This is a genomic window from Pseudomonas sp. MWU13-2105 (genome assembly GCF_023242315.1).
Classification (GTDB): Bacteria; Pseudomonadota; Gammaproteobacteria; order Pseudomonadales; family Pseudomonadaceae; genus Aquipseudomonas.
On sequence record NZ_JALLIY010000039.1, the window covers coordinates 1 to 15327 of the forward strand.

General features: G+C 56.9%; 13 protein-coding genes. 6 read left to right on the forward strand and 7 right to left on the reverse strand.

Going from position 1 to position 15327, the window contains the following annotated elements; translation table 11 throughout:
• Positions 1-926, reverse strand: a 926-nt coding sequence (locus M5B96_RS31835; RefSeq protein ID WP_248801086.1) for a LacI family DNA-binding transcriptional regulator, incomplete at its 3' end; no start/stop codon positions are given.
• A 179-nt stretch (positions 927-1105) separates the two neighbouring features.
• Between M5B96_RS31835 and M5B96_RS31840 the strand changes: the two genes are divergently transcribed.
• The 4 genes from M5B96_RS31840 to M5B96_RS31855 are packed head-to-tail and all read left to right on the forward strand — an operon-like array spanning position 1106 to position 4666.
• Positions 1106-2218: a fatty acid desaturase family protein gene (locus tag M5B96_RS31840; protein ID WP_248801088.1), complete on the forward strand. Its 1113-nt coding sequence runs from the start codon at positions 1106-1108 to the stop codon at positions 2216-2218.
• Positions 2219-2253: 35 nt separating this feature from the next.
• On the forward strand, positions 2254-2574 hold the full coding sequence (locus tag M5B96_RS31845) for a MocE family 2Fe-2S type ferredoxin (protein ID WP_248767291.1): 321 nt from the start codon (positions 2254-2256) through the stop codon (positions 2572-2574).
• Positions 2575-2592: 18 nt separating this feature from the next.
• Positions 2593-3834, forward strand: coding sequence for an NAD(P)/FAD-dependent oxidoreductase (locus M5B96_RS31850; RefSeq protein WP_248767290.1), 1242 nt, complete (start codon positions 2593-2595; stop codon positions 3832-3834).
• 1 nt (position 3835) lies between these two features.
• A complete protein-coding gene (locus tag M5B96_RS31855; RefSeq protein WP_248767289.1) occupies positions 3836-4666 on the forward strand; it encodes a sugar phosphate isomerase/epimerase in 831 nt (276 codons plus the stop codon).
• Between the two features lie 241 nt (positions 4667-4907).
• Here M5B96_RS31855 and M5B96_RS31860 read toward each other — a convergent pair whose 3' ends face one another.
• The 4 genes from M5B96_RS31860 to M5B96_RS31875 form a co-directional block, all read right to left on the reverse strand.
• Positions 4908-6170: an OprD family porin gene (locus M5B96_RS31860; protein ID WP_248801089.1), complete on the reverse strand. Its 1263-nt coding sequence runs from the start codon at positions 6168-6170 to the stop codon at positions 4908-4910.
• A gap of 55 nt (positions 6171-6225) precedes the next feature.
• The gene (gene ggt / locus M5B96_RS31865) at positions 6226-7899 is read right to left on the reverse strand and encodes a gamma-glutamyltransferase (protein ID WP_248801090.1); all 1674 of its coding nucleotides are present in this window, start codon (positions 7897-7899) and stop codon (positions 6226-6228) included.
• Between the two features lie 169 nt (positions 7900-8068).
• Positions 8069-9589, reverse strand: a complete 1521-nt coding sequence (locus M5B96_RS31870; protein ID WP_248801091.1) for a DUF1254 domain-containing protein — start codon at positions 9587-9589, stop codon at positions 8069-8071.
• 60 nt (positions 9590-9649) lie between these two features.
• A complete protein-coding gene (locus M5B96_RS31875) occupies positions 9650-11122 on the reverse strand; it encodes an aldehyde dehydrogenase family protein (RefSeq protein ID WP_248767285.1) in 1473 nt (490 codons plus the stop codon).
• A gap of 213 nt (positions 11123-11335) precedes the next feature.
• Here M5B96_RS31875 and M5B96_RS31880 point away from each other — a divergent pair, with 213 nt between their 5' ends.
• Together M5B96_RS31880 and M5B96_RS31885 are read left to right on the forward strand one after the other, a co-directional pair.
• Positions 11336-12370: an AraC family transcriptional regulator gene (locus tag M5B96_RS31880; RefSeq protein ID WP_248767284.1), complete on the forward strand. Its 1035-nt coding sequence runs from the start codon at positions 11336-11338 to the stop codon at positions 12368-12370.
• A 139-nt stretch (positions 12371-12509) separates the two neighbouring features.
• Entirely contained in the window at positions 12510-13634 is a 1125-nt protein-coding gene (locus M5B96_RS31885; protein ID WP_248767283.1) for an NAD(P)-dependent alcohol dehydrogenase, read from the forward strand.
• 143 nt (positions 13635-13777) lie between these two features.
• Here the strand turns inward: M5B96_RS31885 and M5B96_RS31890 are convergent, their stop codons facing one another.
• Complete coding sequence (locus M5B96_RS31890; protein ID WP_248801092.1) at positions 13778-14326, reverse strand: hypothetical protein; 549 nt, start codon at positions 14324-14326, stop codon at positions 13778-13780.
• Positions 14327-14468: 142 nt separating this feature from the next.
• The gene (locus tag M5B96_RS31895) at positions 14469-14816 is read right to left on the reverse strand and encodes a DUF6124 family protein (RefSeq protein WP_248801093.1); all 348 of its coding nucleotides are present in this window, start codon (positions 14814-14816) and stop codon (positions 14469-14471) included.
• Positions 14817-15327 lie beyond the last annotated feature (511 nt).

Consider the following 15327-nt stretch of genomic DNA (forward strand, 5'->3'; position numbering starts at 1 on the left):
TTCGGCTGGGAGTCGATGACCAGGCTGATCAACCCCTGCGCCAGGGCCTTGCGCGACAGCTCGGTCGATTCCTGCAGGATGCAGCACAGCGACGGCTGCTTCGGCAGTTGCGACAGGGCGCTGATAATGCCGTCGCCGCCACCGCCGACCACGCACAAACCCCGTAAGTCGTCATGCCGCGCCAGCAGGTCCAGCGTCGCCTCTTCGGTGATGTCGTTGTTGTCCAGATTGATCACTGCTTCCAGCGGCCGCAACCCCGGTGCGCGCTCCGCCAGGTAACTGCGCAACCCCTCGACCCGCGCCTGATGACCGAGGAAGCGGTGGCCGCCGAGCAGCACTCCGACACTGCCTTTGCGCGCGCCACAGGTGTGAGCCATCAGCCAGCCCATGGTGCGCCCGACCTCATGATTATCCTGGCCGACGTAAGGCTCATCCGCGGCCTCATAAATGTCGGAGAGCAGCGCGATCACCGGCACGCCGGCGGCTTTGATCTGAGCGATGGAGGCCTGGATCAGCGGATGCGCGAAGCTGACCACTGCCAGGCCGTCGCACTGCACCGCCAGTTGTTCGATTTGGGCAATGATCGCGCTGGGTGTGCGATCGATGACGTATTCGAATTGCAGGTTCAGGTTGACGCCAGCCTGGCGCTGCGCAGCCTCGGAGATGGCGGCAGCCACGTTACCGTAGAACGCTTGGGCGGTGCCAAGCAAGAGGATGCCGAAACGGTAGCTGGGACGACATTCGCGAATCCGCTGGCCGATCAGCCTGGCGGCGAAATAACCGACCGCTTCAGCGGCCTGAAACACTTTTTCGGCGGTCGCCGGGTTGACCGGCGCCCTGGCGTTGAGCACCCGGTCCACGGTGGCGACACTCAAGCCAGCGTGTTCGGCGACGGTGGCGATGGTTGGGCGTTTAGTAGTGTTCATGGCTGGTCCGGCAGCGCCGTGATAGAAAACTATCAAGCTTCAATGGGCCTGGATGATAGCTTGATAGGAAATGTATTCAAGGGCTTGAGGGTAATCAGTGGGCTCTCTATCGTCTCTCCAACGATGTGATCCCGCGTCGAAAAGTGCCCATAGCCATCAAGCTTGCGGAGAACAATAAAATGCCTGAACAACACGCAGCCTTTGAACACCCCGATAAACCCGGGCCTCGGGATTATCGATTGATCGGTCCGGAAGCCGCCAAAGCGGCGCAAAAAGGCCTGGTGTCAGCCCGCTGGTACCAATCGCAGATTTCCCGTAAACGCATGAAGGAATTGATGCAGCGTCGAGACGGCCCGGCCTTGCGTGACACCGCCATCTGGTTGCTATCGATGGTCGTCACCGGATTTGCGGGTTACTGGTTCTGGGGCTCCTGGGCCTGCATTCCGTTCTTCTTCGCCTACGGTGTGCTCTATGGCACCGCATCCAATGCCCGTTGGCACGAAACGGGTCACGGCACGGCGTTCAAAACCCGCTGGATGAATGATGCGGTCTATCAATTGTCGAGCTTCATGTTCATGTTTGAACCCCATGTTTGGCGTTGGAGCCACGCCCGGCACCACACCGACACCATCATCGTCGGTCGCGATCCGGAGATCGTCGAGCCGCGTCCGCCTAGCCTGATCAATATGGTGCTGAGCCTGTTCAGGATGCCTTACGCGATCAAGACGATGTGGTCAGTCTGCCGACATGCAACCGGACGGATGGCGGAAGAAGAGCAGACCTTTATCCCCGAATCCGAGTGGCCCAAGGTCTTTACGGTGGCGCGTATCTGGCTGGTGATTTATGCACTCACCGTAGGCGCGGCGCTGTATCTGCAGAGCTGGTTGCCGCTGATGTTTATCGGCCTGCCAACCCTGTACGGAGGCTGGCTATCCTACCTGTTCGGCCTGACGCAGCATGTCGGCCTGGCCGAGGACGTGCTCGATCACCGCAGCAACTGCCGCACCATTTACATGAACCCGCTGCTGCGTTTTCTGTACCTCGACATGAACTATCACCTTGAGCATCACATGTATCCGATGGTGCCGTTTCATGCGCTGGCGCAGCTTCACGAAGAAATCCGTAACGACTGCCCGCCGCCGTACGCCGGCTTGTTCGAGGCTTTCAAGGAAATCCTCCCGACCATCTGGAGGCAGCGCAAAGACCCGACGTATTTCATCCGTCGCCCTTTGCCACAACGCGCAACGCCGGCCACCAGCACCCAGTCTGAAGCCGACGCAACGCCGGCCTGACACCTCCCGGGTTGACCACCACACGAGAAAACACCATGACCGATCAATGGATCGACGTCTGCGCCGTGGGCGAAATAAATGAAGAAGATGTCATTCGTTTCGACCACGGTCCGCACACCTATGCCGTCTACCGCTCTGCCGACGACGAGTTCTTCGCCACGGCGGGCCTGTGTACCCACGAATCCATCCATCTGGCAGATGGCCTGGTGATGGACCATGTCATCGAGTGCCCCAAGCACAACGGACGTTTCGACTACCGCACCGGAAAAGCCCTTGGCGCGCCAGTGTGCGTCAACCTCAAGACCTATCCGGTACGGGTCGAGTCGGGACGTGTCCAGCTCGCCATTACGGTTTAACTGCGCGGAGTCTGCACCATGAATCCTGCCAATGCTCCACTGGTCATCGTCGGCGCCGGGCATGCCGGGGGCCGCGCGGCGCTGACCCTGCGCGGCGAAGGTTATCGCGGTCGCCTGATTCTGATCGGCGATGAGCCCCATCCGCCTTATGAGCGTCCGCCGCTGTCCAAGGGACTGTTGCAGGGCACGATTGATCTGGCGGGGTACAGCCTGTGCGACAAGGCTCGGCTCGCCGAACTGGACATCGAGCACCTGGCTGGCAACCCGGTGAAAAGCCTCGATCCGCAGCAACATCGATTACAGCTGGCCGACGGCAGTTGGTTGCATTACACCCGCCTGTTACTCGCGACCGGGGGCAGGGCGCGACTGCTGGCCGCAGTGCCGGGGCATCTGCCCAACGTGCTTTATCTGCGAACCCATGACGAAGCAATGGCACTGCGCGCTTCGCTACAGCCCGGCGCTCGATTGGTGATCATCGGCGGCGGCTTTATCGGCCTCGAAGTCGCTGCGACCGCCCGCGCCCTGGGTTGTACGGTGACCTTGCTCGAAGCTGGGTCGCGCCTGGCGGGTCGTGTCCTGCCGGAGCGTTTGTCCAGTGTCCTGCTGGAACTGCATCGCCGTCAGGGCGTGGATGTCCGACTGAACGTAGCGATAGAAACGGTGCTGGGCGCCACTCGCGCCGAGGCGGTGCAACTGGTCGACGGCCAGTTGTTGCCTTGCGATCTGGTCGTGGTGGGTATCGGCATACAACCCAACACCGAGTTGGCCGTGGCTGCCGGGCTTGAGGTCGGTCAGGGCATTCGCGTCGATGCGCGGTTGCGCACCAGTGCACCAGACATCTTTGCGGCAGGCGACGTCTGTGAGTTTCGCCTGCATCCGCAAGGAGGATTCCAGCGTCAGGAAACCTGGCGCAACGCCGAAACCCAGGGCCGTCATGCCGCACTGAACTTGCTGGGCGGCGAGCAGCCCTACGACGTCATTCCCGGTTTCTGGTCCGACCAGTACGACTGGGGGCTGCAAACCTCGGGCATCATCGCAAACACCGAACCGACAGCGAGCCGGGCAACCGCGGATGGCGGTTTCCTGTTGTTCTACCTCGATGCCGAACAACGTCTGCTAGGGGCTTGCGGCTGGGGCCAGGGCAATAGCATCGCCAAGGACATCAAGTTGTGCGAACGGTTGATTGCCAACCATAACCCTCTCTCGGTGGTTGCTTTAGCCGATGCCGATGTATCGCTCAAACAACTGCTGAGGACCTGACATGCGCGAATTCCTGGTGTTTCAGTCCTTGTGGGCCATGCAAGATCACCGTGGCCACTGCGATCTGTCCATTGAAGCGCAGCTGGAAAAGATCGCCGCCGCGGGCTTCGACGGGATCACCGAGCATTTCTGGCTTGCGCCACAGGCTGCACGCCTGAGTGCCGCCGCCAAGGCGCAGGGCCTGCAAATCGAAGGTCAACTGTTCCCCCGGACCGTGGATGACCTGGCGACCGCACTCGATGTGGTATCCCGCTACGGCTGCCACCACCTGACGCTGCAGGCCGATGTCCGGCCGCGCACACGGGCGCAAGCCATTGAACTGATCGAAGGCTGGCAGCGTCTGGCCGAGCAGGTGGACTTTCCGATCCTGTTGGAAACCCATCGTTATCGTCTCACCAGTGACTTGTTATTCACGCTTGATCTCCTTGGGCAAATGCCTGATCTCAAACTGTTAGCTGACTTGTCCCACTACGTCGTGGGCAGGGAGTTGCCTGAGCCGGCCAACGCCGAAGACGACGAGCAGATCCATGCCATCCTGCGCCGTAGTTGGGGTTTCCATGGTCGTGTCAGCAACGGTGAACAGGTCCAGGTGCCCTTGAGCTTTGCCCAGCATCGACCCTGTCTGGAGCGGTGCCTGGGCTGGTGGCGCTACGGGATCGAGGATTGGCTGGCTCGGCCGAACACACCCACCAGCCTGTCCTTCACCTGCGAACTCGGCCCACCGCCTTATGCGATCACGGGGGCTGATGGGCGTGACATTACGGATCGCTGGGAGGAGGCGTTGATGTTGAAGGAGCTGATACGTGGGGTTTGGAGCGACTGCCAGCGGTGAACGGATACATCAAAAGATTGATTTAAAACACGAGCCGGAGCCGGCCTGAGCAAGACGCGGGGGGCTTATCGATGTGCCGATTTTGCTGGGCTGATGCGGTATGGGCCGCAAGGAGTTTGACGCCACTGGCGTCGAAATCTGTTTCAAAAAGGGGAGGAGAGTTTCACAGCCAGAGAGCCAATTTCACAATATCGGCTCGCTGACTGAGGTATTAAGGGCGTTGGCGGGGCGTAGCAGTGGGCTAAAAGACGTTGATTGGGTACTCAAAAATCAAACGTACATCCTCCAGATTCCAGTTGTTGATGTCAGAGCTGCGTAAAGTTGCCCAGCGAACTCGTGCGCTCATGTTTTTCATGGGGCCGCTTTGTACGACGTACTTTACTTCAATGTTGCGCTCCCATTCTTTTCCGTTATCCGTATTTTTGTTGGTGAAACCGCTGCCCCTGACATAACGCATCATATAGTTGAGACCCGGTACACCATAAGCCTCCATGTCAAGGTCATAACGTATCCCCCATGACTGTTCACCCTCCTGGTTAAAGTCGGAGACCTGAATTGAGTGCACTGCATACATCGTACTACTGCCTAATTCATACACATAACCGCCGTCGCCTTTGACTCGCTGGTGGCTCAGAGCGATCGTATGCGCCCCAAACTTATAGGCTGCAGAGAGGCTAAACAGCTGATTATCTAACTTATCTCCGTCCCAGGCTCGCTCAACCGCGGCGCCGACGCTTTTTGTGTCGTACATGCCGAGGTCAAACAGGAACCTCTTGTCGCTAGATACCGGCAATGAGTAATTTACGTTGGCGTAGGATCTGCGGTAGTAATCCTCTGTTTCAGACCAGTAAAGTGTGCTGGCGAGTTGTTCGGTGAAACGATACGTTCCTCCAAAAAAATCGATGGACTTGAGGTTCTTACTGTCGCGCGAAGTCTGATTGCGATTTCGCATGGCGGTAAAGTGCCCAAGGTTGAGGCCCAGGTTTTTAATTTCGTTGCTGGTAATCAATGCGCCACTGGCAGATTCAGGCAGTAAACGTGTGTCGGAGATGGCGAAGATCGGCAAGGATGGCAGTTGGTCGCCGTATCGCAACACTGTATTGGAAACCTGAAACTTAATGGCTGCCCCAGCAACCGAATACTCATCCTTGGGATCGCCGTTTTTTTTACGTTCAAGCAGTCCGGTTCCAACACGCCCATCTCCCGAATCGAGTTTTACCCCTAGAAAATCGAAAGCATCCACGCCAAAACCAACGCTGCCTGGGGTAAAACCCGAAGAATAGGTGGTGATCAAACCATGCGCCCATTCTTCCAGATAACTGTGGCCGCTGGCGCTTCGGTCACCGTTTTTGAAGTCCCGATTCATGTAAATGTTACGATTGAGGACCTTTAGTTGACTGTCCTCAATGATGCCGTTCGTAGTAGATTGCTGGCTGGCCTGGAGGAAGGGAGCCGAGGTGGCGGTGACGGCTAATAGAATTAGGCCCGAGGTGACTGGTTTCATACCTGCAGTATCCAAGTGGTTGGCATTTTATTGTTTTTATTGGTTTTTGCCACGCTTAGGGTGTGACGACCATTCCTACGCCGCGGCCTCTTGGGTCGGATGCAGTTTCAACTTTCTTTCCGTCAACACGTATGGCTTGTATGTCGCCCATCTTCCAGGGCTGCTGTTCCAGGGTGTAGCCCATGGCTTTAAGTGATTCGGCTTCTTTGCCTATCAGAGGGGCGTAGGCGTCATAGAAGATCGTGTCTTTGGGCAGGAGTTGGTGATGCACGCGTTGGGCGGCGACCGCTTTTTCCAGTGGCAATTTGAAGTCGTAGACGTTGTTCATGACCTGGAAAATAGAGGTAAAGATCCGTGAGCCGCCCGGCGTCCCTATCACCAGGCTGACCTTGGCGTCTCGCGTAACGATGCTCGGGCTCATAGAGGACAGCATGCGTTTGCCCGGCTGAATTGAGTTTGCACTTCCGCCCACGACGCCAAACGCGTTGGCCACGCCGGGTTTGGCGCTGAAATCGTCCATCTCGTCGTTGAGCAGGAACCCTGCGCCCTTAACCACCACCCCGTTGCCGTAGTCGAAGTTCAAGGTGTAGGTGTTACTGACTGCATTGCCGTCCGCGTCCAGAATGGAAAAGTGGGTGGTTTGGTGAGACTCGAGTCCAGGTTTGACCATGACCGTGGGTGAAATCGCATTCGCATTGACCTCGGCGGCGCGTTTTTTGATGTAGGCCGCATCAGTCAGTTCAGCCGCCGGCACACTGGAAAAACCCGGGTCACCCAAATAGTCGGCGCGGTCGGCAAACACCCGTTTCTCGATTTCTGCGAGCAAGTGAATGTAGCGTGCGGAGTTCAATTCCACGCCTGCAAAGTCGGCAGCCCGGGCTTCCTTGATCCCGATAAGCTGGGCGAGGGCGATGCCCCCTGAACTCGGCAGTGGCGCGGTGTAGAGGGTGTTGCCCTGCCATTGAACGGTGATCGGATCGCGCCATTTGACCTGATAGCCGGCCAGATCTTCGTGGGTGATCAGTCCCCCGTCGCGTTGCATCTGTGCCACTAAAAGGTCGGCGGTATGACCTTTGTAAAACTCATCCGGACCATTAACCGCGATACGTTCCAGCGTCTTCGCCAGTTCGGCTTGCTTGAAGATCGTGCCCGGTTTCAACGCCGCAAAATAGTCTGCGAAATTGGTCTTGTCCTTGAACAGGCCAAGGGCGTCCTTGCGGTAGGCGTACTGCCTGTTGGCGACTTCAAATCCGCCACGGGCGTAGCCGATGGCTGGCTTGAGCAGATCACTCCATGGCAGTTTGCCAAAACGCTTATGAGCCTCCCACATGCCCATTACCGTGCCTGGCACGCCGGCCGCCTTTGCTCCCACCAGGCTCATCTCTGCGACGGCGTTATCTTTCTCGTCGATGTACATCGTCTGCGTTGCCGCACTGGGTGCTGTTTCACGGTAGTCGAGGAAGTACGGCTTGCCGTTGACGAACAAGGTCATAAAACCGCCTCCACCGATATTGCCAGCCTCCGGATAGGTGACGGCCAGTGTGAAGGCTGTGGCCACTGCGGCATCTACTGCGTTGCCGCCGGATTTGAGTATATCGGCTGCGGCCTGAGCGCCGTATTTGTCGGGAGAGGCTACTGCGCCACTGTCGAGCAATGCTGCCCATGCAGAAGTACTTGAGGCCAGTAACAATAGACTCAACGCAAGTGGGCGAATAATAGTTAAGTGCATGGTGTTTCCTTTTTATTCTTGTATAGACGGTTGAAGGCGGTCGGCCACGGTGATGCCGCGAGGGGAGTTGCAAGGCTTCCTCGTTCTAACATGTTTATAACGGGTCGATAGCCGGTGTCGGCTGCCCACTCCAGAGCGGCGAGGACAGCAATCACGCAAGGACTGAGGACTACTGTGGCAGCGAATGTGTTTGCGCCAAAAGTTCAATGTCTGACAACTTCCAACTTTGATCAAGGTAAGGTTCAAGTGGGCCAAACAGACGGAAATAAACATACCAAGATCGCCCGGGAATTGTCGGTATCCAGTTTTTCTCCAATCCGGCTGGTGACTTTGGCCCCATCACGATATCCACGGAGCCATCTGCATTGCGTATCAAGTCGTCCTTGGAGGAGCGGTCGACGATTTGTTGGGCGCTTTGAATAAAGGTGCGCGATTGGGTGTCATACAGCGTAATTGACCAGAACAGTTTGGCCGGAGGATTGGCCGGCACGTGCAGCTTGTACGTTTTGCCGCCGTCCAGTACCGCGCCTTTCTTGTCGTGATACGCGGTGAGGTAGCCAGAGCCTACCCCCGACTTTCGAGTCATTACGGCCTCGGACGAGCCCATCACTTCATAGAAGAATGCAGTGCGCTCTTCAAATAACGTGCCCCCCGGAATGTCCTGCTGCATGGAATAATAGGGGGGAATCAGGTATTCCCAATTGGAGTCCGGGCGGTATTTCATCTTGGGCAATCGTTTACTGAACGCGTTGGCTTTGGCCATGGCTTCACCCAATTCGGCGGCCTTGTTCAAAATTTCGATCTGCCGGCTGTCTGGCGCAAAGGGCTGGCCATTTTCTATGCCCAGTGGTTTAAGCATGGCCATGAAGAAGCGGTCCCGGTCTTCGACGACCTCTCCTTGAAGGGCCGCCGACAAGCTTTTCCAGTACGCCAGACCCTTGGGCGGCGCCATGGATTTAAGTTCACCGGTCGGTTTGAATTTCAAAATAGTGACGTGTTTGGGCGCATCTTTGCCGTAGGGATAAAAGCGAGCCTGGGAGAGTACGTCTTGGATTTTTTGCGGGTCGTTATCCAGAATTCGCCCGAACAACAGGGCCTTGAAGGTTTTCGAGTGCAGCACGTGAGCGCCAGCAGGCGCGTCTTTCGGAACCTCCTGGCCAGGACCCAGCAACAGGAACGTTGCGCCCTTGCCGGCATCGACGCCTGGCCCGCCCAAGTCTGCAATTGGACGGTCGCGCCAGTCGATCAGCGAGCTGGCCGTCGCGCCTGCCGGATACTCCAGGACCACAGGGCCTTGTGCGAGGTCAAAGTGGCTGAAAAAGTACGGGGTGGTGACGTTAGAGCCTCGCATGGTGCTGACGTCACGAAAACCACTGACAAATACCACATCACCGCTCTTCGCCCCGGCGTTTTCAACCAGTGACTCTTTGGAACTTTGTACACCAATAATCGGAATCGCCCATAAGTAACTTTGTACGGCCCGCTGAAAATCCATCTGATTATAAAGCCGCTCAACGGTTTCGGCCGTTGGCATGCCCAAATCATAATCCAGGTGCAAACCCGGAACGCCGATTTCTTTTTCCACGGACGCCTCACTTGCCTTGGCAAAAATGGTTCCTGTCGCCGCCAATAGGCTGACAGCAGAAGAAAAGACTAAAACCTGTGCTGTTTTCCATCGAACTGAATACATAGGTGCTCCTTTGATATCAGTACTTTTTCCAGACGAATATAGAACCGGCACTGGGGGGGCTTAGGGTGCAGGCGCGAACCACGGCGCAATGACGTCGTTCTGGATGGTGATGGATTTAAGGTGCGAATACTGGTTGAGCGTTTCGTGGCAATGCTCGCGGCCGATTCCACTTTCTTTGACGCCGCCAAACGGCGCGCCACTGTTGAGGTTGAAGTAGTGGTTGATCCAGACGTTACCCGTCTCCAGGGCATCGGCGGTTTTCATCGCATTACCCAGATTGGAGGTATAAATCCCGCAGGCCAGTCCATAACGTACGTCGTTGGCTTGTTCCAGAAGGGTGTCGTAGTCGTTCCAACGAATCACGCTCAATACCGGACCGAAGATTTCTTCCTGGGCAATGCGCATTTGGTTGGTGGCTTCAAACACCGTCGGCTGAATGAAGTAGCCATACTCATTGCCCGGGACAATCACGCGCTGCCCCCCCACCAGTAGCCTGGCTTTTTCTTCCTTGCCTGCCTCGATGTAGTTGAGCACGCGTTCGCCCTGCTTGCGGTTGATCAGGCCGCTCACGCGGGTGGCTTCGGACATCGGGTCGCCTACTGTCAATCGGGACACTGCGTTGGCCAGCTTGTCGATGAAGTTCGTGTAGATGTCGTCATGAATGAACAGCCGGGTACCGGCCAGGCACGACTGCCCGTTGCAGTACATGGCCGCAAACAGCACGTTGTCGACCACAGCGTCGATGTCGGCAATATCCGGGAACACGATGTTGGGACTCTTGCCTCCCAGCTCTAGCGACACCGGCACAAGACGTTGAGCGCCAGCGCAGCCGATGACTCTGCCTATTTCAGGGCTGCCGGTGAAAGCCAATTTGGCGATATCAGGGTGGGCGGTGATCGCCGAACCTACTTCAGCACCAAAACCAGGCACCACGTTAATTACCCCGGCAGGCAATATACGGCCGGCGAGCTCTGCGAACTCCAGTGTCGACAAGGAGGCATTTTCATCTGGTTTGAGCACCACCGTATTACCCGCGGCAACCGCCGGAGCCACCTTCAAGGCAACCATGATCGCCGGCACGTTCCATGGGATGATCTGACCCACGACGCCAACGGGCTCGCGCTTTGCAATCAGATAGCCATTGGGAATCGGGCGCCCGAGGCCTTCGTGTGTCAGGATCGCCCCGGCGAAATAGCGGTATTGCGCCACGGCGATGTGGTAGTCGGTAAGCACTTCGCCTATGCGTCGGCCAACGTCTGCGGCATCAATCGCTGCCAGGCGTGGTGCGGCTTTTTCCAGTTCGTCCGCCAGTTGGTTGAGTAACGCCGAGCGCTGCTCAAAGCTAGTGAGCTTCCACTCCTTTTGCGCGCGATGCGCAGCGCGTACCGCAAGATCTACCTCGGCGGCGGTGCACCGCGCGATGGAGGCAAGGTGCTCGCCGGTAGAAGCGTTGACTGCTGGGAATGTCATCGACGTACGAACAAGTTGGCCATCAATGTAAGCGGGGTAATCGGTTTTCAGTAACAGGCTCATGATTGTTAAGTGACCAATCGGTGGATCGAAACGACTTGTTCGACCCTGTTCCCTATCTTCGAATGAGCACCGAAAGGTGCGATATCAAAGACTGGCCACGACTATCAAATGCCTGCCCAAATTTGCCATAGGCATTGCGCCAACCCGTTGACTGGAGTATTCAGAAAGCTCGTAGAACATGAGTGCATCGCAGAGTGCACAGGAGCATCGGCAATGAGCTTTTCGACCTCTTGGGACAACACCGCACAGCCATCCACACTGGGGGCGTTGGCGCTGACCGGAGCTGCCGATATGCCCCAGCAGTCGTTGCTGTTTGCGACTACCGATCTGGGTCAAGCGAATGAACAGGTAAGCCGCGTGTACACGTCCTATCGCTATCACACCCGGGGACTGCGCAGGGATCCAGCGAGCATGTACAACATGCCCGGGCAGTCGATCGGTCTGTCGAAGTTCTGCTACGGTACAGACATCACCATCGAGCCAGAGCCGTTCGATGATTTCGTTCTGGTATTGACCACACTCAGCGGTCAGTCAACGATCAGCACCCCGTCAGTGGAGAGTATCGGGGGCGTGGGCACGACCGTTTTGGTCGCGCCAGGTGAGCACTCCCGCTACTTTTACGACTCAGACAATAGCCAGTTGGTGACACGCATAGACTGCCAGCGAATCGTTGAGCTTGCCGGATCAATGTCCAATCTCAAGCCTTGGGAGTTTCCGCTTAGCTCCCAGGTAATAAATGATGACAACCAACGCGCGTTATGGCACGCCTCGTTGAATCAATTGCGTCATATTCTCGATCCGGCGACCAGCCCCCAAAGCAGGGCGTTACTGCTACCTCGGGCGGAAGAGCTGCTGATTCTGTCTTTGCTCTGCGCTCAATCCGATGGATATGTCTCTCGCTCACCGCTCTCCAGCGGCGTCAATCCTGCCTACCTCAAGCGCGCCGTGGCATATATAGAAGAGCACGCCGACCAAGCCGTCACGCTGTTGGATATTGCCGAGGCAGCACACTGTGGCATCCGTTCATTGCACCGTAGCTTTCACGAGTGGCGTGGTATCAGCCCAATGCGGTATCTCAAAGAGGTACGCCTGCGCAATGTACGCCAAGCGCTATTGAACCCAAGCGAAGGGGATTGCGTCACCGACTTGGCGACTCGCTGGGGTTTCTTGCACCTAGGGCAGTTTTCAGTCGACTACCGACGCGCTTTCGGCGAGAAACCCTCCGATACGTTCCGTCGTGCTCGCTAATAGCCCCTGATGATTCACGCATTCAGAGTGATTTAGTCTGGGATTTGATAGTCGTGGCGCCGTGCTGATACTGCCCGAAGCACAAGTCGCCTTAACGTAGTCGCAGTTCGACGCCTGCCACTGACATTAAGGACCCGTGATGACTGACTCCAAAATGCTGCAAATAAAAGCTGCTGTGGTACGTGCCAAGGGTGCTCCGTTTGTGATTGAAACGGCGACGCTGCGTCGTCCTGAGCGCGATGAAGTGCTGGTCAGGATTGTCGCCACGGGCATGTGCCACACCGACATGATTATTCGCGATCAGTATTACCCGGTGCCATTGCCGGTGGTCCTCGGCCATGAAGGGGCTGGGGTGATTGAAGCGATAGGGCCGCTGGTTAGAGGTTTGGCAATCGGTGACCATGTTGTACTGACCTACGGCAGTTGTGGTCACTGCCGGCCTTGTTCAGGGGGGCTATCCTCCTACTGCGAGGACTTTTATAACCTGAACTTCAGCGGGGCAGATCCACACGGGCAATCAGCAATCGACGACGCGTTGGGGCATCCGTTACATGACCACTTTTTTTCCCAATCGTCGTTTGCCACTTATGCGTTGAGTCGCGAAAACAACGCCATCAAGGTACCGAAAGAAGCACCTCTTGAATTGCTTGGGCCATTGGGGTGTGGCATTCAGACGGGGGCAGGGGCGGTGATCAACTCGCTCAAGGTCCGCCCCGGGAGCAGCTTTGTTGCCTTCGGGTCAGGTGCGGTGGGCCTCAGTGCCGTTCTGGGGGCCAGGGTGGCAGGCGCCACGACCATCATCGCGGTGGATGTGGTGCCTTCACGCTTGAGCCTGGCAATAGAGCTTGGGGCTACACACGTGGTTAATAGCAAGGAGGAGGACGCGGTTCTGGCAGTTCGCGAAATCACGGGGGGCGGCGTCGATTTTGCCTTGGAGTCCACCGGTATTACGTCGGTGTTGCGTCAGTCGGTGGATGCGTTGGGAGGGCTGGGTTGTGTAGGCGTGGTCGGGGCATCGCACCTGGGCACACTCGCGTCTTTCGACGTCAATGACTTGCTGATTCATGGCAAAAGCATTCGTGGTATCTGCGAAGGAGACAGCGTGCCCCAGAAGTTCATTCCTGACCTGGTCAACTTGTATCTGCAAGGCCGTTTTCCTTTTGACAAAATGGTCAAGTTCTATGAGTTCGAACAGATTAATGAGGCTGCTGCCGACAGTGAGCGGGGAGACACGCTCAAACCGATTTTGCGCATAGGGTCATGATCGCTGGGCAATGTCGGATTAAATAATTGCTTTAAAAAATCAGCAAGCGGCGCAATACCCCCCCAGAAGAGGATCTCACCACAAAAAACCGAATGCAAAAACCGCCCACTCGCCTGGAAAGGCAGGTAGGCGGTCAGTAAGCCTCAGTCGAACTGGGGCAGGGTGGGTTCAATGGGCTGGAACAGGGAGGTGAATCGCCTGTCTGCCGAGGTGATGATCCAGAGCTTCTTCGCCGTTCCGACGTCAACGTCGTATTGCGAGAACAAGCTGGCGCCGGTCAGCACCGCCCGTTCGTTTTTTTGTCTGTCCGCCCCTGGTAATTCTCCCCAGTCACCACAAAGGTGGCGATCCAGAAAGGGCACTATGTCCAGCAGACCTTGTTGAACGAGCGCCTCGACACCAAGGGGCATGACGACTTCACCGAGAGCAAAGAGCTCTCCAGGAATCCGCTTTTCAAGCGCCTCGGCTTCATGCCTGAGCATGAGCGTCAGCAGATGCAGCTCATCTTCCTTTCGATCTACGACTAGGCGCAGATCCAACAGGATTCGATCTGATCGCTCACCTGTGGAAGGAAAGCATTTGTGGCCGAAGTCAAAGAACAAAGGCTCATCATCCCACGCTTCCTGGATGACGGCTTCGCGAATGGACTGAAGCACTTCCGTCAGACGATAGCCCTGTTTGTTGTGGTTCAACAGGCTCGGACACTGCATGGAGTGGTTTTGGTCTCGGTCCGAGCAGGAGCAGGCAATCGACTGAGGGGGGACTGACACGGCTGTTGAACTTCAGACCCGAATGAGCGGAAAGCCAGGCTTTCCGCTCACCCGCAGAGCGTGGTCAGCCGCTGACGCTGACCGCTTGCCCATCCAGCACCGAGTCCATCTTCAGCTGTGCCAACTCAATCAGATGCACCACACCCATTGCCACCTTGCGGTTCGAACCGGTCTGGTTGTCGGCGTGCTCATAGGCGGTGGCCGCCGCAGATTGCAGAATCGAGTAGACGTTGGCCAGGGCATCTTCCTGGTGCCTGGGTTCATGCAGATGATCATGCAATACGGTGACAGGCGCTGGTTTGGCGCCTGCCTTCGGACCGAGGTTGTAGTGAGACAACGCACGATCGGCGATACGAGGGTCAATGCTCTCGATGTTGGAGGTTGCAGGCGGATTGGGTGTGATTTTGAACATGGCAAAACTCCTTGGTAAGTGGAGTCGCCAGACATCGCTGCTAAACGGAATGGGTGGCGACTGTACGCGGGTTAGCAGACCGGTTACCAAGGGACCCGGCGCACTCGAGAGTGCCCCACGCACAGCCGCCATAGAGAACAGCAGGCGCAAAAAAAGCGCCGCTTGAACGGAAGGCGGCACTCGCGTGCCTCGGTAAAAACGAGCTGCTAAACCCGGTCACTGAATTGGCAGTGACGGAGTGAAGCCTAGCCATGAGAGCAGGCGCAAACAAGCGGTCAGGATTTTCTAGGAAATTTCACTCAAGGGAAAGAGAGTTCTCTTGCCGGCCGCTGAAATGGTCGACTTCTGTGAGAGGCTGCGAGCACAACTGTCTCTGTGTTCGATCCCACTGGTTGAAAGGTGCCGCTGATGGCAAGCTGCTTTCGGGCCAAGGTGGGCGTTGGCGGCCATGAGGAGGATGCAGAAAACTCAAATGCAGCCGTTACAAAGGCGCTTTCCAATTGAAGCCACG

Coding starts and splice junctions, on each gene's coding strand:
- M5B96_RS31840 (WP_248801088.1), top strand. CDS start 1,106: ATGCCTGAACAACACGCAGCCTTTGAACACCCCGATAAACCCGGGCCT.
- M5B96_RS31845 (WP_248767291.1), top strand. CDS start 2,254: ATGACCGATCAATGGATCGACGTCTGCGCCGTGGGCGAAATAAATGAA.
- M5B96_RS31850 (WP_248767290.1), top strand. CDS start 2,593: ATGAATCCTGCCAATGCTCCACTGGTCATCGTCGGCGCCGGGCATGCC.
- M5B96_RS31855 (WP_248767289.1), top strand. CDS start 3,836: ATGCGCGAATTCCTGGTGTTTCAGTCCTTGTGGGCCATGCAAGATCAC.
- M5B96_RS31860 (WP_248801089.1), bottom strand. CDS start 6,170: ATGAAACCAGTCACCTCGGGCCTAATTCTATTAGCCGTCACCGCCACC.
- ggt (WP_248801090.1), bottom strand. CDS start 7,899: ATGCACTTAACTATTATTCGCCCACTTGCGTTGAGTCTATTGTTACTG.
- M5B96_RS31870 (WP_248801091.1), bottom strand. CDS start 9,589: ATGTATTCAGTTCGATGGAAAACAGCACAGGTTTTAGTCTTTTCTTCT.
- M5B96_RS31875 (WP_248767285.1), bottom strand. CDS start 11,122: ATGAGCCTGTTACTGAAAACCGATTACCCCGCTTACATTGATGGCCAA.
- M5B96_RS31880 (WP_248767284.1), top strand. CDS start 11,336: ATGAGCTTTTCGACCTCTTGGGACAACACCGCACAGCCATCCACACTG.
- M5B96_RS31885 (WP_248767283.1), top strand. CDS start 12,510: ATGACTGACTCCAAAATGCTGCAAATAAAAGCTGCTGTGGTACGTGCC.
- M5B96_RS31895 (WP_248801093.1), bottom strand. CDS start 14,816: ATGTTCAAAATCACACCCAATCCGCCTGCAACCTCCAACATCGAGAGC.